This is a genomic window from Xanthomonas sp. fls2-241-TYG-148 (genome assembly GCF_030208815.1).
Lineage (GTDB): Bacteria > Pseudomonadota > Gammaproteobacteria > Xanthomonadales > Xanthomonadaceae > Xanthomonas > Xanthomonas campestris.
This window is the reverse complement of the sequence record NZ_JARVTE010000019.1, coordinates 156,121-172,111: the sequence shown is the minus strand read 5'-3', so window position 1 is coordinate 172,111 and position 15,991 is coordinate 156,121. Positions and strand designations below refer to the sequence as shown.

Below are 15,991 nucleotides of genomic sequence, written 5' to 3'. Positions count from 1 at the left end.
CATCCATTTGGCCTTCTTGGCACTATTACTCAGAAGATCGTGAACAGGTTCTAAGACCGTGCTACCGCGCGCAACGCGCGCCCACCCCTACGACGCGTTAAAGCTCGCCGCCAGCGTGCCCACCACCAACACCCACCCATCCACCAGGATGAACAACAAGATCTTGAACGGCGCCGAGATCAGCATCGGCGACAGCATCATCATGCCCATCGACATCAACACGCTGGCGACCACCAGATCGATGATCACGAATGGAATGAAGATCAGAAACCCGATCTCGAATGCCGTCTTCAGCTCGCTGGTCACGAACGACGCCACCAGCACCGGGAACGGCACCGCGTCCGGGCCGGCGTACTTGCCGTCGCCGGCCATGCCCGCGAAGGTCATCAGGTCGGTCTCGCGGATCTGCGCCAGCATGAAGGCGCGCAGCGGCTGGGTGGTCAGCGTCCAGGCGGTGGAGAAATCGATCTGGTTGTTGAGGTACGGCTGCAGGCCGGCACCCCACATCTTTTGCCACACCGGCATCATCACCAACGCGGTCAGGAACATCGCCAGGCCCAGCAGGACCTGGTTGGAGGGGGTCTGGCCGGTGCCCAGCGCCTGGCGCAGCAGGCCCAGCACGATGGTGATGCGGGTGAAGGCGGTGAGCACCAGCAGCATCGACGGCAGCAGCGTGATCGCCGTCATCAGCAGCAGTGTCTGCAGCGGCAGGCTCACCGGTTGGTCGCCGATGCGGCCAACGCTGACGTTGGGCAGGGTGGGGATCTGATTGCCGGTGGCCGGCGCCGCCGGTGCGGCGGCAGGCGCGGCGGCCTGGGCCATGGCCGGCAGGGCCGCGGGCGTAGCGCTGGCCAGCAGCGGGCAGCTCATCACCAGCAGGATCAACACCAGGCGCACACTGCGCCCCCAGCGATTCCAACGACTGAACATGTCACGGGTCCTTGCGCAGCTTCTGTGCGAGCAGCTGGGCGAAATTGGGAAGTTGCTTGAAATTGGGCAGGGTGGGTGCAGGCGTGGGCGGCAGTGGTTCGGCCAGGGTGTGCAAGGTGCTGATGCCGCCGGCGGTCACGCCCAGCAGCAATTGCTGGCCGTTGACCTCAACCACCACCACGCGTTCCTTGGCACCCACCGCCAGGCTGGTGACCACCCGCAAGCCCTCGGTGCTGCGGAATCCGCTGCCGGGCATGCGCTTGAGCAACCAGCCCAGGCCGACGATCAGCGCGAGCACCGACAGCAATGCAAAGACCGCGCCAAACAGGCCGGGTGAAGAGGGCGCCTGCGCGCCGACCTGGGTGGCCTTGGCCGCGGCGGGCGCGGCAATGGCCAGCAGGCCGATCACCGCAGCCTCCGGATCCGTTCGCTGGGGCTGACCACGTCGGTCAGGCGGATGCCGAAGCGGTCGTTGATCACCACCACTTCGCCATGCGCGATCAAGGTGCCGTTGACGTACACGTCCAGCGGCTCGCCGGCGCCACGTTCCAGTTCCACCACCGAGCCCTGGTTGAGCTGCAGCAGGTTGCGGATCGGAATGCGCGCGCGGCCGACTTCCAGCGACAGGGTGACCGGCACGTCCAGGATGACGTCCAGGTTGAGGTCGGTGGCGTTCTGGTCGTGCTCGGCGTGCAGGCTTTCGAAGGTGGCGGGCGCGGCGTCGAGGATGTCGGAGTTGATCATTTGCTGGAGTCCTGGGAGGGAACGGCGCGTGGGGCTTGCACGCCGGGCGGGCGTACGGCGGTGATCTTGACGGCGTTGTTGCCGTTGGAAACGCCGAATTCACCGGTAAACAAGGGGATTTCTTCCACGCACAGCGGCACCTGGGCGGGCAGGTCGATCGGCAGGATGTCGCCGATCTTCAGGCCGGTGAGCTGGCGCAGGCTCATGCGCTTGCTGGCCAGCACGCTGGAGAGGGTGACCTCGGCGGTGTCCAGCTGCTCGCGCAGCATCACGTTCCACGAATCGTCGCGGTCGTTGCGGTCGCTCTGGATGCCGGCGTCGAGCAGTTCGCGGATCGGCTCCAGCATCGAGTACGGCAGGGTGATGTGGATCTCGCCGCCGCCGCCTTCCAGCTCCACGTGGAAGCGGCACACCACCACGTACTCGCGCGGGGTGACGATGTTGGCGAAGTGCGGGTTGATCTCCGAGTTGATGTACTCGAAGTCCACATCCATCACCGGCGCCCAGGCTTCCTTCAGATCGGCGAAGGTCTGCTTGAGCATCAGCTGGATCACGCGCATCTCGGTGGCGGTGAACTCGCGGCCTTCGATGCGCGTGTGGAAGCGGCCGTCGCCGCCGAAGAAGTTGTCCACCACGGTGAACACCAGGGTGGGTTCGAACACGATCAGCCCGGTGCCGCGCAGCGGCTTGAAGCGGATCAGGTTGAGGTTGGTGGGCACGTACAGCGAGTGCATGTACTCGTTGAACTTGACCAGGTCGATGCCGCGCACCGACAGGTCCGCCGAGCGCCGGATCAGGTTGAACAGGCCAATACGCCATAGCCGCGCAAAGCGCTCGTTGACCATCTCCAGGGTCGGCATGCGGCCACGGATGATGCGGTCCTGGCTGGACAGATCGTATTGACGGGCCTCGCCGGGTAACGGCTCCGGCTCGGTGTTGACCGCGCCCGAATCGACGCCATGCAGCAGGGCATCGATTTCGTCCTGGGAAAGCAGATCACTGACGCTCATGGGGACGGTGCCTTACTGGGTAACGAAACTGGTGAACAGCAGTTCTTCGACGCACTTCTTGCCGGTCTCGCTGGTCATGACCTTCTGCGCTTCGGCCAGCGCGGATTTCTGCAGCTTCTGCTTGCCGGGCAGGTCGGCCACATCGGCGGCCTTGACCTGCGACAGCAGCATCAGCAGATGCGCGCGGATGGCCGGGGCGTTTTCGGTGATGAGCTTGAGTTCTTCCGGGTCGCGGGTGACCAGCTGCACTTCGACCTGCAGGTACTGCGGGCCGTCGCCGGGGTCGGCCAGGTTGACCACGATCGCCGGGTCCATCGGGAAGTACTGCGCCGGCTTGGGCACTTCGGCAACCTTCGGTGCGGCGTGCTTGCCGTCTTTCTCTTCGCCCTTGTGGCCGAGGAAGAACCAGGCGCCGCCGCCGGCAGCCGCCAGCACAACGACACCGATGGCGATCAGCAGGATGGGCTTCTTGCCGCCCTTCTTCTTCTCGTCTTTCTCTTCGGTCTTTTCGGGTTTTTTCGCGGCTGCCACGGTGTGCTCCAGGGGAATGCTCACCCAGTGGATGCAATCAGCGTGCCAAAACCGCGCCGGTTTCCTGGCGCCCGTCTTCCGGATGCACCAAAACCCCCGCAGCCCTTACGCTGCGGGGGTATGGAGGGCACCACGGGCGGGGGCGTGCCCGCGGTGCGCGACGCGATCGGGCCCATGGGCCCGTGGGAATCAGGCGTAAGCGTCCAGCAATCCACGCTGGCGCAGCACCACCGACGGAATTCCGACGGGCGGGCTGTCTTCCAGGCTCAGGCCGTTGCCATCGGTGCCGGCACCGTTGCGATTGCCGGATGGGTTCTGCTGTTGCTGGCTCACATCGGCCTGGCCCAGCTGGAAGCCCTGCTGGCCGAGCATGTCGCGCAGGCGCGGCAGGCTCTGCTCCAGCGCCTGGCGTACATCGGCGTTGGCGGCGGTGAAGCTGGCATTGACCTTGTCGCCTTCCAGATGCAGGCGCACCTCGACCGGGCCCATCTCGTTCGGGGTGACCTTGATGTGGGCGTGGCCGATCTTCTGGTCGGCCAGCCAGCTGAGCCGGGCGCCGATGGCATCGTCGAAGGTGTCGCTGCCCATTTCCGGGGTCGGGGTGGGCGAGGCACTGAACACGGCCGGGGCGTCCTGCAGGCGGTTCAGCGCGGAGGCGGTGGTGGTCGGCAGCACGAAGGCCGGCGCGTCCGGCGCATCGGTCTTGAGGTCGTCGGCCGAGCTGTCCAGAGCGGCGGTGGCCAGGCCCATCAGCGCGGCGGCCTGCGGCTCGGCGCTGAGCGCCGTGGCTGCGGCGGGTTTGGCGGTGGCCGCCGCCGGTGCCAGCGCGCCCAACGAGGGCAGGGCGCTGGCGGCCGTGGCGGTGGTGGCCGGTGCGGCTGCATCGGTGGGCAGGGTGGGCGTGGCGGTAGTCGCCGTGGTGGCAGCGCTCATGCTGGCCGCCAGTGCTGCGGCCGCCGCAGCCAGGGCGTCGCCGCCCGGTACCGCTGCCGCCAGCAGGCTCATGCCGAACCCGCCCAGGCCCGCCGGCGGCCAGGCGGCCTCGGGGGTGGCAGTCGCGTCCGTGGGTTCTTCTTTGCCGTCGGCGCCGGCCGGCTTGGCCTTGGCAGTGTCAGTGGCTGCGCTGGTGTCCTTGGCCGCCGGCTCCTTGGTGGACTGCTTGGCGGATTGGGCAGATTTACCATCGCCGTCCTGCGCACGCGGGCGCGCAGTGGCATCGCCCGGCGCGTCCTCGTTGTTGTCGTCGTCGCTGCGTTGCTTGTCGGCGGGCGGCTTGGGCGCGGCCTGCTTGGCCGGCACGCGCTCGGGCGCCTGCGGCGGGGCCTGGTTGGGCGTGTTGGCCGGGTTGAGCATGCGCGCGAACTGGTCCTGCCCCGGGTCCTGCTCGGAGGAGGGATCGCTGTAGCTGGATTTCTTGCCGGTGCTGGCGAGTGCGCCAAGGCCGGCCGCAAAGGCGGACAGGGGGTTCATGCGGATTCTCCGGTGGCGTCTTCGCTGCGGGCCAGGCGCACGCGGCGCGCGCCCAGGTCGTCCATCTCACGTTGGTCGCGGCGTTCGATCACCTTGTTCTCCTGTGCGCGGTAGCTGGCAGCCAATTGCTCCAGCACCTGTTTTTCGCGGCTGGCCAGCAGCAGGCGGGTGCGCTCGGCTTCCACCCTGGCGCGGTTGCTTTCCACGGTCTGGGCCTGCTGCAGCACGGCGCTGTCGAGCCGGTCCAGGAAGGCGCGGCGGTTGCTCAGCGCCACCGCGCTGGTGCCCGACATCTGGCTGCTGGCGTATTCCTCGGCGTAGCGGCGCAGTTCTTCCAGACGCGACTGATGCGTGTCCAGGGCGCGCTGACGCTCGGCCAGGTCGCGGGCGACCTTGTCTTCCTGTTCCTGCGCACGCCGCAGCAGCGGGTCGATTCGTTTGGACTGCATCATCGGTTAGTTCTCTGGTTCCACCAGCCGCTGCAGCGCGGACAGGCTGTCGGTCAGATCGGACGCCTTGTGCACGTCCTGGCCAAGGAAGTCGACAATTTCCGGCCAGCGGGCCAGCGCTTCGTCGGTGGCCGGGTCGCTGCCGCGCTGGTAGGCGCCGATGGCGATCAGGTCGCGGTTGGCGGTGTAGGCAGACAGCAGGCGCTTGAGCTTGCGGATGCGCAGGCGCCAGGTGTCGTCGGCAATGTCCTGCACCACGCGGCTGACCGAGGATTCCAGGTCGATGGCGGGGTACAGGCCGCTGTCGGCAACCCGGCGCGAAAGCAGGATGTGGCCGTCGAGAATGGCGCGCGCGGCGTCGGCGATCGGGTCCTGCGGGTCGTCGCCTTCGGTCAGCACGGTGTAGAAGGCGGTGATCGAGCCGCGGCCCTTGGCGCCGTTGCCGGCACGTTCCACCAGCGCCGGCAATTTGGCGAACACCGACGGCGGGTAGCCGCGGGTGGTGGGCGGCTCGCCGACCGACAGGCCGATCTCGCGCTGGGCCTGCGCAAAACGGGTCAGCGAATCCATCAGCAGCAGCACATTCAGGCCCTGGTCGCGGAACCATTCGGCAATCGCGGTGGCGCGGTAGGCGCCATGCAGGCGGGCCAGCGGCGGGCGGTCGGCTGGGGCGGCCACGACCACGGCGCGGCGCAGACCTTCCTCGCCCAGGGTGGTTTCGACGAAGTCCCGCACTTCGCGGCCACGTTCGCCGATCAGCCCCACCACGATGACGTCGGCGGAGGTGAAGCGGGTCATCATACCGAGCAGCGTCGATTTACCGACGCCGGAGCCGGCGAACAGCCCCACGCGCTGGCCGCGGCCGATCGGCAGCATCGCGTTGATGGCGCGCACGCCCACGTCCAGTGAAGTGGTGATGGGTTCGCGCGCCAGCGGGTTGATCGACACGCCGGCCATGCCCACGCTGCCTTCGGCGCGGATCGGGCCCTTGCCGTCCAGCGGGGTGCCGTCGCTGTCGATGACGCGGCCGAGCAGGCCTTCGCCCACTTCCACGCCGCCGCGGCGCCGCGAGGGCACCACGCGGGCGTTGGGCAGCAGGCCGTGCAGTTCGGCGCTGGGCATCAGATAGGTGCGTTCGCCGGAAAAACCGACCACTTCGGCGTCGACCCAGCCGCCATCGACTTCCACCTTGCAGGTGGCGCCCATCGGCGCCTCGCAGCCGGTGGCTTCCAGGGTCAGGCCCACCGCGCGGCGCAGGATGCCTTCGCGGATCAGGGTGCGGCCGGCGGCCGGGTCCAGGCCCAGCCCGCCCAGACGGGTGGCCAGGCGCAGATTACGTGCATCCAGCCAATCGGCCGGGGTGGCTCCCAACAAGGCGCTCACAGGCCTGCTCCGGATTTACGCATGACGGTTTCCAATGCGGCCCGCAGGCGCGCGTCCAGGGTGCCGTCCACGCGGACGCTTTCGGCATGCACGCGCAGGTCGCCGCGGCTCAGGGTCAGGTCCGGGGCCACCCGGGTGGTGCTGCTGGTGGCCAGGTGCGGCAGCAGGGCGGTGATGTCGTCCGGATGCAGGCGCACCTCGACCTCACGGCCGGCGCTGCCAACCGCATCGATGGCTTCCTGCACCAGGTCGGCCAGCAGCTGCGGCTCGGCCTGGTAGGCGCGCCCGACCAGCGAGCCGGCAATGCGCACGGCCAGCTCGCCGAGCGCGCCGACCACTTCGTTTTCCAGACGTGCCAGCGGGCGGGTGAAGTTGTCCAGGATGCCGTCGATCTGCGCGGTCAGGCGGCGCACTTCCGACTGGCCCTGGGCAAAGCCTTCGGCATGGCCGCGGGCGAAGCCTTCCTGCTGGGCGGCGTCCTCGATGGCCTGGATCTCCTCCAGGGTCGGCGGGCGCAGCACCGGCTCGTACACGGCCGGTTCGTCGAACTCGGCTTCCGGCAGTGCCGGCGCCATGTGCAGGTCGGGGGCGAGCCAGCGGGTGACCACGTCGTTCATACCATCGCCTCCGCACCGGCGCCGCCGAGGCTGATCGCACCTTCGTCAGCCAGGCGGCGGACGATGGTGAGGATTTCCTTCTGCGCCGCTTCCACGTCGGCCAGGCGTACCGGGCCGCGGGCTTCCATGTCTTCGAGCAGGATCTCGGCGGCGCGCTGGGACATATTGCGGGTGATCTTTTCGCGCACCTTGACGTCGGCGCCGCGCAGGGCCAAGCCCAGGCGCTCGCCGGAGACTTCTCGCAGCAGCGTCTGCAGGCCGCGGTCGTCCAGGTCCACCAGGTTGTCGAACACGAACATCAGGTCCTGGATCTTGCTGGCCAGGTCGGCGTCGATCTTGCCGATCTCGCCCAGCACGCCCTGTTCGGGGCCGGTGTCCAGGAAGTTGAGGATGTTGGCAGCCACCTTGATGCCGCCCACGTTGGACGACTTCAGGTTCTGGTTGCCGGCAAATTGGCGCTCCATGATGTCGTTGAGCTCGCTCAGCGCATTGGGCGGGATGCCGTCCAGGGTGGCGATGCGCAGCAGCACGTCGGCGCGGGTGCGCTCGGGCAGCAGCTTCAATGCTTCGGCGGCCTGGTCGCTATCCAGGTGCGCCATGACGATGGCGATGATCTGCGGGTGTTCGTTACGCACCAGGTCGGCGACCGCGCGCGGGTCCATCCACTTCAGGGTGTCCAGGCCGGTGGTGTTGCGGCCCAGCAGGATGCGGTCGATCAGGCCGCCGGCCTTGTCGGCGCCAAGCGCCTGGATCAGCACGTTGCGGATGTAGTCGTCGGCGCCCACGCCCAGTGAGGTCTTGCCGGCCAGTTCGCCGTTGAAGTCGTCCATCACCTTTTCGACCTGGTCGCGCGAGATGCCGCTCATGGTGGCCATGGCGATGCCGATCTTCTGCACTTCCTTGGGGTCCATGTGCTTGAGCACCTCGGCCGCGTCGGTTTCCCCAAGCGACAGCAACAGCACCGCGGCACGCTGCACACCGGACATCGATTGTGTATCAGGCTTCACTGGCGACCCATCCCTTCACGACTTGTGCAACACGTTTTGAATCGGCTTTGACGGCTTCACGGGCCAGGCGCACCCGTTCTTCGTAGGCATCCGGCAGGGCGATCGGGAGCTTCTTGTCCTGGCCGATCTGCGCGGTGTCTTCTTCCAGGCGGGGCATCAGGTCGTCGTCTTCATCGACCATCCGCACGTCGGCGCTTTGCGGGGTGCCGTCGTTGCCGCCTTTCTTGTTCTTTTCCTTGACCGCAGCAGTGCCGGTCAATTGACGCAGGGTGGGGCGCACCACGCCGAACAGCAGCGCCAGCACCACCACCGCACCGACCAGCAGGCGCAGACCGTTCTGCACGCGCGGGTCTTCCCACCACTTCGGACCTTCCTCGCCCGCCACCGCTTCACGCACGAACGGGGCATTCATCACCGACACCGTGTCGCCACGTGCCGCGTCGAAGCCCACCGCCTGCTTGACCAGGCCTTCGATACGGGTGAGCTCGGCCGCGGTCAGCGGTTGCTCGACGATCTTGCCCTTGGCACCCGGGCGCGGGACGTTGTCCAGCAGCACCGCCACCGACACCCGCTTGATGCGGCCCGCCGGCTGACGGGTGTGTTGCAAGGTTCGGTCCAATTCGTAGTTACGGGTGGCGCTCTTGGAACTTTCGGTCGGCGCGGCCGGGGTGGCGGCCTGGCCAGCGGCCGGAGCGCCCGGTGCACCGGCGGTGGCATTGGCGGCCGGGGCAGGCGGCTGGCCGGGGCTGTTGCTGGTGGCGCCCGGAGGACCCTGCGGGCCGGTGGCGCTGGTGCTGCTGTCGCTCACTTGCTCACTGCGCAGCTTGGCCGGCTCGCCGTTGTAAAGTTCGCGGGCTTCTTCGACCACCGAAAAATCCATGTCCACGCTGACTTCCGGATTGACCCGGCCGGCGCCGGTCATCGGCTCCAGCAGCTCGCGGATGCGCTGGTTGTAGGAGCTTTCCTGGCGGCGCACCTGCTCGAACTGGGCGGCGTGCTGGGCGGCGTCGCTGTTGGGGTCGGCAATGGAGAGCATGCGGCCGCTCTGGTCGACCACGGTGACGCGCTCGGGTGTCATGTCCGGAATGCTGGACGCCACCAGATTGACGATGGCATCGACCTGGTTACGCTCCAGGCCCTGGCCGCCGCGCAGCTCCAGCACCACCGAGGCGCTGGCCACGTCGCGCTGGCGGGTGAAGGCGCTGGGCTTGGGAATGGCCAGATGCACGCGGGCCTCGCGCACCGGGCGCAAGGTACCGATGGTGCGCGAGAGTTCGGTTTCCAGCGCGTGCTGATAGCGGGCGTTTTCCACGAACTGGCTGACGCCAAAGCCCGGATCCTTTTCCATCAGCTCAAAGCCACCGCCGGTCTGCTGACCGGTCAGGCCGGAGCCGGCCAATTTCAGGCGGGCGTCGTACAGGCGATCCTGCGGCACCGAGATGGCGCCGGTGGACTGGTCGATCTTGAACGGGATCTGCGCGGTGCGCAGCAGGTCGGCCGCTTCGGCGTTGCCTTTATCGTCCAGGCCGGTATACAGCGCCTGGTAGCCGGGCTTCTGCGACCAGAAGAACACCGCCAGACCGGCAGCCACGGCCAGGGCGATCATCGCCATCATGGTCAGCTTGCGGGTGATCTGCATGCTGCGGATGCGGTCGAACCACTGTCCCGCCTTTTCGGCGTTCTGGTTCATGGAATCTTTGGTGATCGCGAGGGCCATGTGTCGTCAACCTTTACAGCGGCATGTTCATGACGTCCTGATAAGCCTGGACGAGACGGTTGCGGACTTCCACGGTGGCGCGGAAGGCCACCTGGGACTGCTGGGAGGCGACCATCACCCGTGCCAGATCGGCACTGGGGTCACCCATTTCGAACGCCTTGGCCAGCGCGCCGGACTTCTGCTGGGCCTCGTTGACGCCGCCGATGGCGCCGCGCAAGGTCTCGCTGAAGCTCGGTGCCTGGGTGGCCGGCGTGCCTTGCGCGCCAGCCAGTCCCTGGATCTGATTTCCGCGCGCAGCGTCGGCCAACTGACCCATCGGGCCTTGGCCCATCTGTGTCTGGTAGCTGCGGATCTGCGAAAGAATCGAGGTAACGGAGTCGCTCATGGGTGCGGTCAGCCAGGGAGGCATCCACACTAATGCAAGCGGCGTGCCGAGACCGCGGCGGGTTTCTGGCGCAGGGGCGGGGAGGGTGTCCGTAGCTGGGCTGAGTGTGATCCGCGGGCGCAACGTTCTCTGCGCTAGCGAGGCGGGCACCTACTGTTGAGTCGGGTGCTTCTTTAGCCGGGGCTTGTCGACAGGGCGAGCGTTTGTTCAGCCGGTTTGTCTAGCAAGACGCGGGCCTGTCTAGCGAAGAGCGGCTGATCTGCGGGTTTGCTGCGGGGCCCTTGCCCGCTCACCATCGCGGGACACGCCGCAAGTACGTCCTTGTAGGCTCTTACGCGGCATCCATGCCGCGTAAGGTCCCGCGACAGTGAGCGGGCAAGGACCAGCCGAGATGGTCGGTGTGTGGTTGCAAGCAGGCATGGCGTGCGTTGTTCGGCTCACCTTGCGTCCGATCAGCTTTCAAGCGCATGTCCAGCAACAGTCGGACTTCAGTAAAGCAACGCAAGACTTCCTAGCCTTGCAAGGTAAGCCTCGCGACAAGTGGCGTTTCACTCGACCACCGACCAACTTGCTGGTGCGGTGTCCTCGCCGCTTGCGGGACCGTGTGGCGGCATGGATGCCGCCACCGAGCCCCCAGGGACGGGTTCACGGCGTGTCCTGCGAGCGGCGAGGGCACCGCGCGCGCGACCAGTCAGGCTTTTGATCTATTCATTTGACTGTAGCTAAACGACGCCACGACTCGATATCTCTGCGACTGTGAGCTGATTGAGTCGGCGGGCTTGGTTTCGATGACAACGTGTCCTAACAGTAGTGCATGCAGCCGCGTCCTTGACCAGCTAATCCGGTAACCATGCCTCACGCCAGCGATCGAGATTGCTGCCGGTCAACATCCAGTCGCGGCGAACGACTTCACGCAATGCCGCGCCCTTTGCCGCTGCAGCAGCCGGGTCGGCCAGATGCTCACGGATCGCGCCGATCCAGTCGCGGTAACGGTTCTTGACCAGCGTAACGGGCAGATCGCCGCGGTAGCAGCGCACGTCGCTGGCGATCACCGGGTAACCGCACGCCCCGTATTCGAGCAGGCGCAGGTTGCTCTTGCACTCGTTGAACAGGTTCTGCTCCACCGGGGCCAGCGCGATATCCAGGTCCAACGCGGCCAGGGCCGCCGGGTAGTGGTCGATCGGCACGCCCGGCTGGAACTGGTGGATGTAGTCGCGCAGCGCGAACGGATACATGCCCAGGAAGACCCATTCGACCTCGCCAGCGAGTTCCTTCACCACATCGGCGATCAGTTCCAGATCGCCGGTGTGGCTGGCGCCGCCGGCCCAGCCGATGCGGGGCTTGCCGCCCTGGCGCACCGTGCGTTCTGGAAGGGCATCCCACCAGTGCGCCGGCAACCGGTTCTCGACCACGCGGATATCGCCATGCAGCCCGGCGAAGGCCTCGGCCAGCGCGGGCGTGGAGACCACAAAGCGGTCCACGAAGCTCAACCCGCGGCGCACCGTCTTGAGGATATCCTTGGGCATGTGCGCGCGGTGCGCGTTCTTCAGCGGCAGGTTGGGCAGATAGTCGTCGAGCTCATACACCTTGAACGCGCGCGACAACGCTTTCATCCGCCGCATCGCTTCCAGACGCGCTTCACCCACCTGGCGCTGCAGCACGATGACGTCGGGATCCTGACGCGTCAGCTCGGCAATGGTCAGATGGCCGTTGAACATCACCGCGTCCACCATGCCGGCGTCGCGCAGCGCCTTCAGTGGCTGGATCACCCGGTAATGGCCGCAGCCCTCGAAGTCGGCCGGCAGCGCCATCACCGTGGGCAGCGGCCGCCACGCGTCCAGCGGGCGCCAGCTCGCGCGCGGGTCGGCCAACCGGAAGCCGGTGCCGGTGTCCAGCGAGAACCCGGGGTTGTACGCGGGGTCGTGCGCCAGCAGCGGCAACCAGCGTGCATACATTGCTTCTTCGTCCAGCGCGGTGGCCGGCGCGATCTCCGCAGGGTCGATCAACAACTGCGCGCGTGGCGCAAAGACGTTGAGGTAGCCGGCCTGGTGCAGGCGCAGGCACAGATCGGCCGCACTCCACTGCGCCAATGCCGGCTCCTCTGCGAAGCCGCCCGCATCCAGAAACAGCTGGCGCGGCAGCATCAGGCACTCGCCGCCGAGTGCGGTGTAATTCTGGTCCACCTGCAATCGATGCAGATAGCCGGGCTCGTCGAAGGCGCTGCCGGCAAACGCGCGGCCCACCGGCGCCCCCAGGCCCAGCAGCAGGCCGGCGTGCTGCACGGTGCCGTCGCCGCGCAGTAGCTTGCCGGCGACGGCGCCCACTTCCGGGCGCAGAGCATGGTTGAGCAGTTGGCGTAGCCAATCCGGTTTCATCACGGCCGCACCTGCATCCAGCCAGAGCAGCAGATCGCCCTGCGCCTGACCCGCCGCCGCGTTGCAGACGGCATCGGCACTCAACTCGCGGGCGAAGCGCAGCACCTGGATCTGCTGGATCTGCAGCTGCGCGATGCCGGCCAGCCAATCGCAGGTGGCCGGGTCGGTGTTGGCATGGTCGAGCAGCAGCAACTGGTAATGCGGGTAATCGGTGTTGGCCAGGATGCTTTCCAGGCAGCGTTGCACCTGCGCCAGGCGGCCATCCACGCGCACCAGAATACTGACCAGTGGCTGCTGCGCATGCCTGTAATCCACCGCATAGCGGCCCAGGCCCTGATGGTGTGCGACTGCATCCGCGTAGCCGCGCGCTTGCAGGTGCGCAGCGATCGCGGCGTGCTCGTCTTCCTGCGTGCGCAGCGTGGACGGTGCGGCGATCAACAGCGGCTCGGCCACATGCGCGACGCTGGCCAGCCCGTCGCGCTCAACCAGGCGCAATTGGGTTCTTAGCTCGAATGCGGTGCCGGCATCGGTCGGAAAACCGCCATCGGCCAACAGCGTGCTGCGGCGGAATAGCCAATGCCGCGAGAGCGTGCCCGGCGTGCTCAACAACGCGTCCAGGAACAGCGCAGGCCGCAGCACCAGGCCAAGCTGGTTCTGCTCTAGCGCCACTCCCTCATCTGCGTAGATCGCCTGGCAGGTGTCGGGCGTCTCGCTCATCCGCAATGCCAGCAGCAGCAGCCCGGTGGGCGTGAAACGGCTGCCTGCTTCGACCACCACGACCCAGTCCGCCGCCTGTTGCGCGGCAACCGCGCGGTTGAGTGCGGGCACCAGGCCCTGCGCATCGATCAACACGGCATTGGCGCCACGCGCGGCGACCTGTGCCGCGGCACTGCTGACCACCCAGGTCTGCAGATTGCCGTACAGCTCCACCGCCGCAAGGCTGGCCAACGTGGTTTCGATCTGGGCCGCATCGCCGGCGGCATCGACGATCACCACCGCAATGCGCGGGCCACCGTCATGCGCATCCAGGCGCGCCTGCATCAAGGCGCGCTGCACAGCGCTGGGCTGGCGCACGGCCAACCAGGTCGGCGCGGTCACGTTCTCGGCCAAACCACCGCTTTGCACCAGCGCATCCAGCACATCGATGGACTTGAACACCCGGGCCTTGTCGGGGTTGAGCGGTGCCACCCGCACCAGCCGGTTGTCGCCGGTCTCGCGCCGCCAACCGAGCTGGCGGAGGCCTTGTCGGAAATCCTCATGGCCTTGGTCGCCAATGCCCGGCTGGTCGCGGCCCGCCTGGCTGAACTGCGCGTTCGACACCCGAAAGTGCGTGAGCGGGTTCGCCAGAAAGGCCAGGTTGCCCCGGCGCAGCAGCTTGACGTAGAGCGCCAGGTCGCCGACCCAATGAATCACTTTGTTGTTCAACGACATCAGTTCGGCGCCCAGCGCCAGCACATCGGCGCGGCGGCAAAGCACGCAGCTGGGCTCACCGATGAAGTTGATGGTGTGATCGGCCAGGAACGACACCAGATCCGGCCCATCGATCAACACGTCTTCGGCAAACGGAAAACAGGTGGCCAGGATGTCTGGCAACACCTGATCGTCGTCATCGATCCGCCGACGCCGCGACGACGCCATCACCGTGCCCGGATTGCGCTCGATCGCCTCGACCAGCTGCGCTACACAGTCTGGCTGCAACACGTCGTCATCGTGCAGGAACTTGATGTATTCGCCATGCGCCAGGCTGATGCCTTTGAGCTTGCTGCCGAGTTCGCCAAGCCGCGTTGCGTTGCGGTGATAGCGGATCGGGAAGGGCGCATCGGCCGACCGCGCTGCCACCGCCGCCTCGACCGTGCCGTCCGCATTGTCGTCGCAGATCACCAGCTCCAGCGCGGTGTGGGTCTGCGCCAGTACGCTGTCCAGCGCACGCTCGAAGAAGCGCAGCTTGTAGGCGGGTATGACGATGCTGACTAAACTAGGCTTCACTTAGGTTCACCCGTAAATCGGCTGAGGTAATCCAAATACTCCTTGCGCGTGAGCCCTGGATAGCGCCGTCTGAGGAGTTGGAATTTATCTACCAAGCGCCGAGATATCTCTCCGCCATGCTCTCTCCGAACAACGACTTCGCGGTCCAGATTCTCTACGAGTTCGGTGTAGGCTTCATGTAGTTCAGCTGCAACCGAAGGGCTAGTGCTTTTCTTTAGATCCGGAAATTCAAAGCAGGGTCTGTCATGAGATACAGTGCAAGGAACAAGGCCGACTGTGTCGAGAAAATCAAGAAATTCCTTGTACAAAACCGGGTAAGCGTTGTTCATTTCAGAGAGGTCGAGGTTCTCGAAAACTTCACGGATGTTGCTTCGGCTGTGAATGGTAGGGTCATAAGGGATGCGGAGGTATTCGCAAGTTTCCCTGGCCCTGGAATCCGGATTGGTCACAATGGCGGGGACGCCGCTATTAATCGAGAGAATTCCGGAGTGAAGTCGGGTTCCAATCGTGAGGCAATGGTCGTTGCTTTTGAAGAACGTGGCCCACCGGCTGTAATCAGAGAAAAATTCCAGTCGTCCAGCCATGGCCTTGGCCAGTAGTTGGAAGGATGTGGGTATTTCGTCGAGATTGAAAGGTTGCGCTGTGATGTTGCGGGTCGATGGCAGTGCTTTTTCAAGATAGAGCAAGTTGATGAAATACAATTCATCCTGAAGCAGATGGGATGTCCTCGGCAGCCCAGAATTGAAGAATGTTGCCGTAGTGATGACCTTGTCCGCATCCCATGGTTTTTTTTGCAGGGTCCGGGCGGGTCCGTTCTCAAAGTAGCTCGGGCAGCCAATCACTCCGACGTTCTTTATGCCCAGGCTATTCAAGATTTCGGCGGAATAATTTCCGCGAACACCAATCAGCTTGGACTTTTCGGAGAGAAGGGAGAAAAGTCGCTTTTGATTGGGACTTAGACGCTTGGCCAAGCCCGGATCGTAGCCATTGAAAGAGTTCGCGCAAAGGCTCACCGGCACGATCGGAATTGTGATCTTTTCAAGAAAGTGCGTGATTCGCTTAACAGGAAGTCCGGAGAAGTCCTCCCGGATGTCATCCTTCATCGTCCAGACAAGATGCGAGTACTTTCCATTGATCTCTTCTGCAAGTTGCTCGGAGAGCTTTGCCTCCAGTGCGTTAGAAATGTGGTCAAGCTTCACTGGGCGTCCGAACAACGCCTTTAATAAACCATAGGCAATGTAGCCGTTTCCGATGTTCTGCCCTCTGATATTGTCTTGGGAAGGTCCCATGCCTTTCAGGAAATCGGACATCGCCAGGGATTCAGGAAGGGCCGAGTTGAAAAGGAAAATCTTACTGGCGTCGGTCATCGCTCTATCTCTTCCAAGTC

At 65.6% G+C, this 15,991-nt stretch carries 14 protein-coding genes; all 14 read right to left on the bottom strand.

Annotated elements, in window-relative coordinates:
• Nucleotides 1-87 precede the first annotated feature (87 nt).
• The 14 genes from fliP to QRM60_RS18345 all read right to left on the bottom strand — a co-directional run bounded on the left by fliP (nucleotide 88) and on the right by QRM60_RS18345 (nucleotide 15,971).
• On the bottom strand, nucleotides 88-930 hold the full coding sequence (gene fliP / locus QRM60_RS18410) for a flagellar type III secretion system pore protein FliP (RefSeq protein WP_011037082.1): 843 nt from the start codon (nucleotides 928-930) through the stop codon (nucleotides 88-90).
• 1 nt (nucleotide 931) lies between these two features.
• Nucleotides 932-1,339: a flagellar biosynthetic protein FliO gene (gene fliO, locus QRM60_RS18405; RefSeq protein ID WP_285446792.1), complete on the bottom strand. Its 408-nt coding sequence runs from the start codon at nucleotides 1,337-1,339 to the stop codon at nucleotides 932-934.
• Nucleotides 1,336-1,674, bottom strand: a complete 339-nt coding sequence (fliN, locus tag QRM60_RS18400; RefSeq protein ID WP_014507674.1) for a flagellar motor switch protein FliN — start codon at nucleotides 1,672-1,674, stop codon at nucleotides 1,336-1,338. Before fliN ends, fliO begins: the two co-directional genes overlap by 4 nt.
• Nucleotides 1,671-2,684, bottom strand: a complete 1,014-nt coding sequence (gene fliM, locus QRM60_RS18395; RefSeq protein ID WP_011037085.1) for a flagellar motor switch protein FliM — start codon at nucleotides 2,682-2,684, stop codon at nucleotides 1,671-1,673. The genes fliN and fliM overlap by 4 nt, the downstream gene beginning before the upstream one ends.
• Nucleotides 2,685-2,696: 12 nt before the next feature.
• Nucleotides 2,697-3,239 (bottom strand): flagellar basal body-associated FliL family protein, encoded by a 543-nt coding sequence (locus QRM60_RS18390; RefSeq protein WP_016945280.1) that lies wholly within the window; start codon nucleotides 3,237-3,239, stop codon nucleotides 2,697-2,699.
• 165 nt (nucleotides 3,240-3,404) lie between these two features.
• Complete coding sequence (locus tag QRM60_RS18385; protein WP_076036905.1) at nucleotides 3,405-4,685, bottom strand: flagellar hook-length control protein FliK; 1,281 nt, start codon at nucleotides 4,683-4,685, stop codon at nucleotides 3,405-3,407.
• Nucleotides 4,682-5,137 carry a flagellar export protein FliJ gene (gene fliJ / locus QRM60_RS18380; protein WP_285446791.1) on the bottom strand — a complete coding sequence of 152 codons (456 nt, stop codon included), beginning with the start codon at nucleotides 5,135-5,137 and terminating at the stop codon, nucleotides 4,682-4,684. Before fliJ ends, QRM60_RS18385 begins: the two co-directional genes overlap by 4 nt.
• Nucleotides 5,138-5,140: 3 nt before the next feature.
• Nucleotides 5,141-6,517, bottom strand: a complete 1,377-nt coding sequence (fliI, locus tag QRM60_RS18375; RefSeq protein ID WP_012438339.1) for a flagellar protein export ATPase FliI — start codon at nucleotides 6,515-6,517, stop codon at nucleotides 5,141-5,143.
• The gene (locus QRM60_RS18370) at nucleotides 6,514-7,134 is read right to left on the bottom strand and encodes a FliH/SctL family protein (protein ID WP_011037090.1); all 621 of its coding nucleotides are present in this window, start codon (nucleotides 7,132-7,134) and stop codon (nucleotides 6,514-6,516) included. The genes fliI and QRM60_RS18370 overlap by 4 nt, the downstream gene beginning before the upstream one ends.
• The gene (gene fliG / locus QRM60_RS18365; RefSeq protein ID WP_011037091.1) at nucleotides 7,131-8,120 is read right to left on the bottom strand and encodes a flagellar motor switch protein FliG; all 990 of its coding nucleotides are present in this window, start codon (nucleotides 8,118-8,120) and stop codon (nucleotides 7,131-7,133) included. Before fliG ends, QRM60_RS18370 begins: the two co-directional genes overlap by 4 nt.
• Nucleotides 8,121-8,130: 10 nt before the next feature.
• Nucleotides 8,131-9,858, bottom strand: coding sequence for a flagellar basal-body MS-ring/collar protein FliF (fliF, locus tag QRM60_RS18360; RefSeq protein ID WP_014507678.1), 1,728 nt, complete (start codon nucleotides 9,856-9,858; stop codon nucleotides 8,131-8,133).
• Between the two features lie 13 nt (nucleotides 9,859-9,871).
• The gene (fliE, locus tag QRM60_RS18355) at nucleotides 9,872-10,243 is read right to left on the bottom strand and encodes a flagellar hook-basal body complex protein FliE (protein ID WP_285446790.1); all 372 of its coding nucleotides are present in this window, start codon (nucleotides 10,241-10,243) and stop codon (nucleotides 9,872-9,874) included.
• Nucleotides 10,244-11,079: 836 nt separating this feature from the next.
• Entirely contained in the window at nucleotides 11,080-14,604 is a 3,525-nt protein-coding gene (locus tag QRM60_RS18350; protein WP_285446789.1) for a glycosyltransferase, read from the bottom strand.
• Nucleotides 14,601-15,971, bottom strand: a complete 1,371-nt coding sequence (locus QRM60_RS18345) for a polysaccharide pyruvyl transferase family protein (protein ID WP_285446788.1) — start codon at nucleotides 15,969-15,971, stop codon at nucleotides 14,601-14,603. The genes QRM60_RS18350 and QRM60_RS18345 overlap by 4 nt, the downstream gene beginning before the upstream one ends.
• Nucleotides 15,972-15,991: the final 20 nt, after the last annotated feature.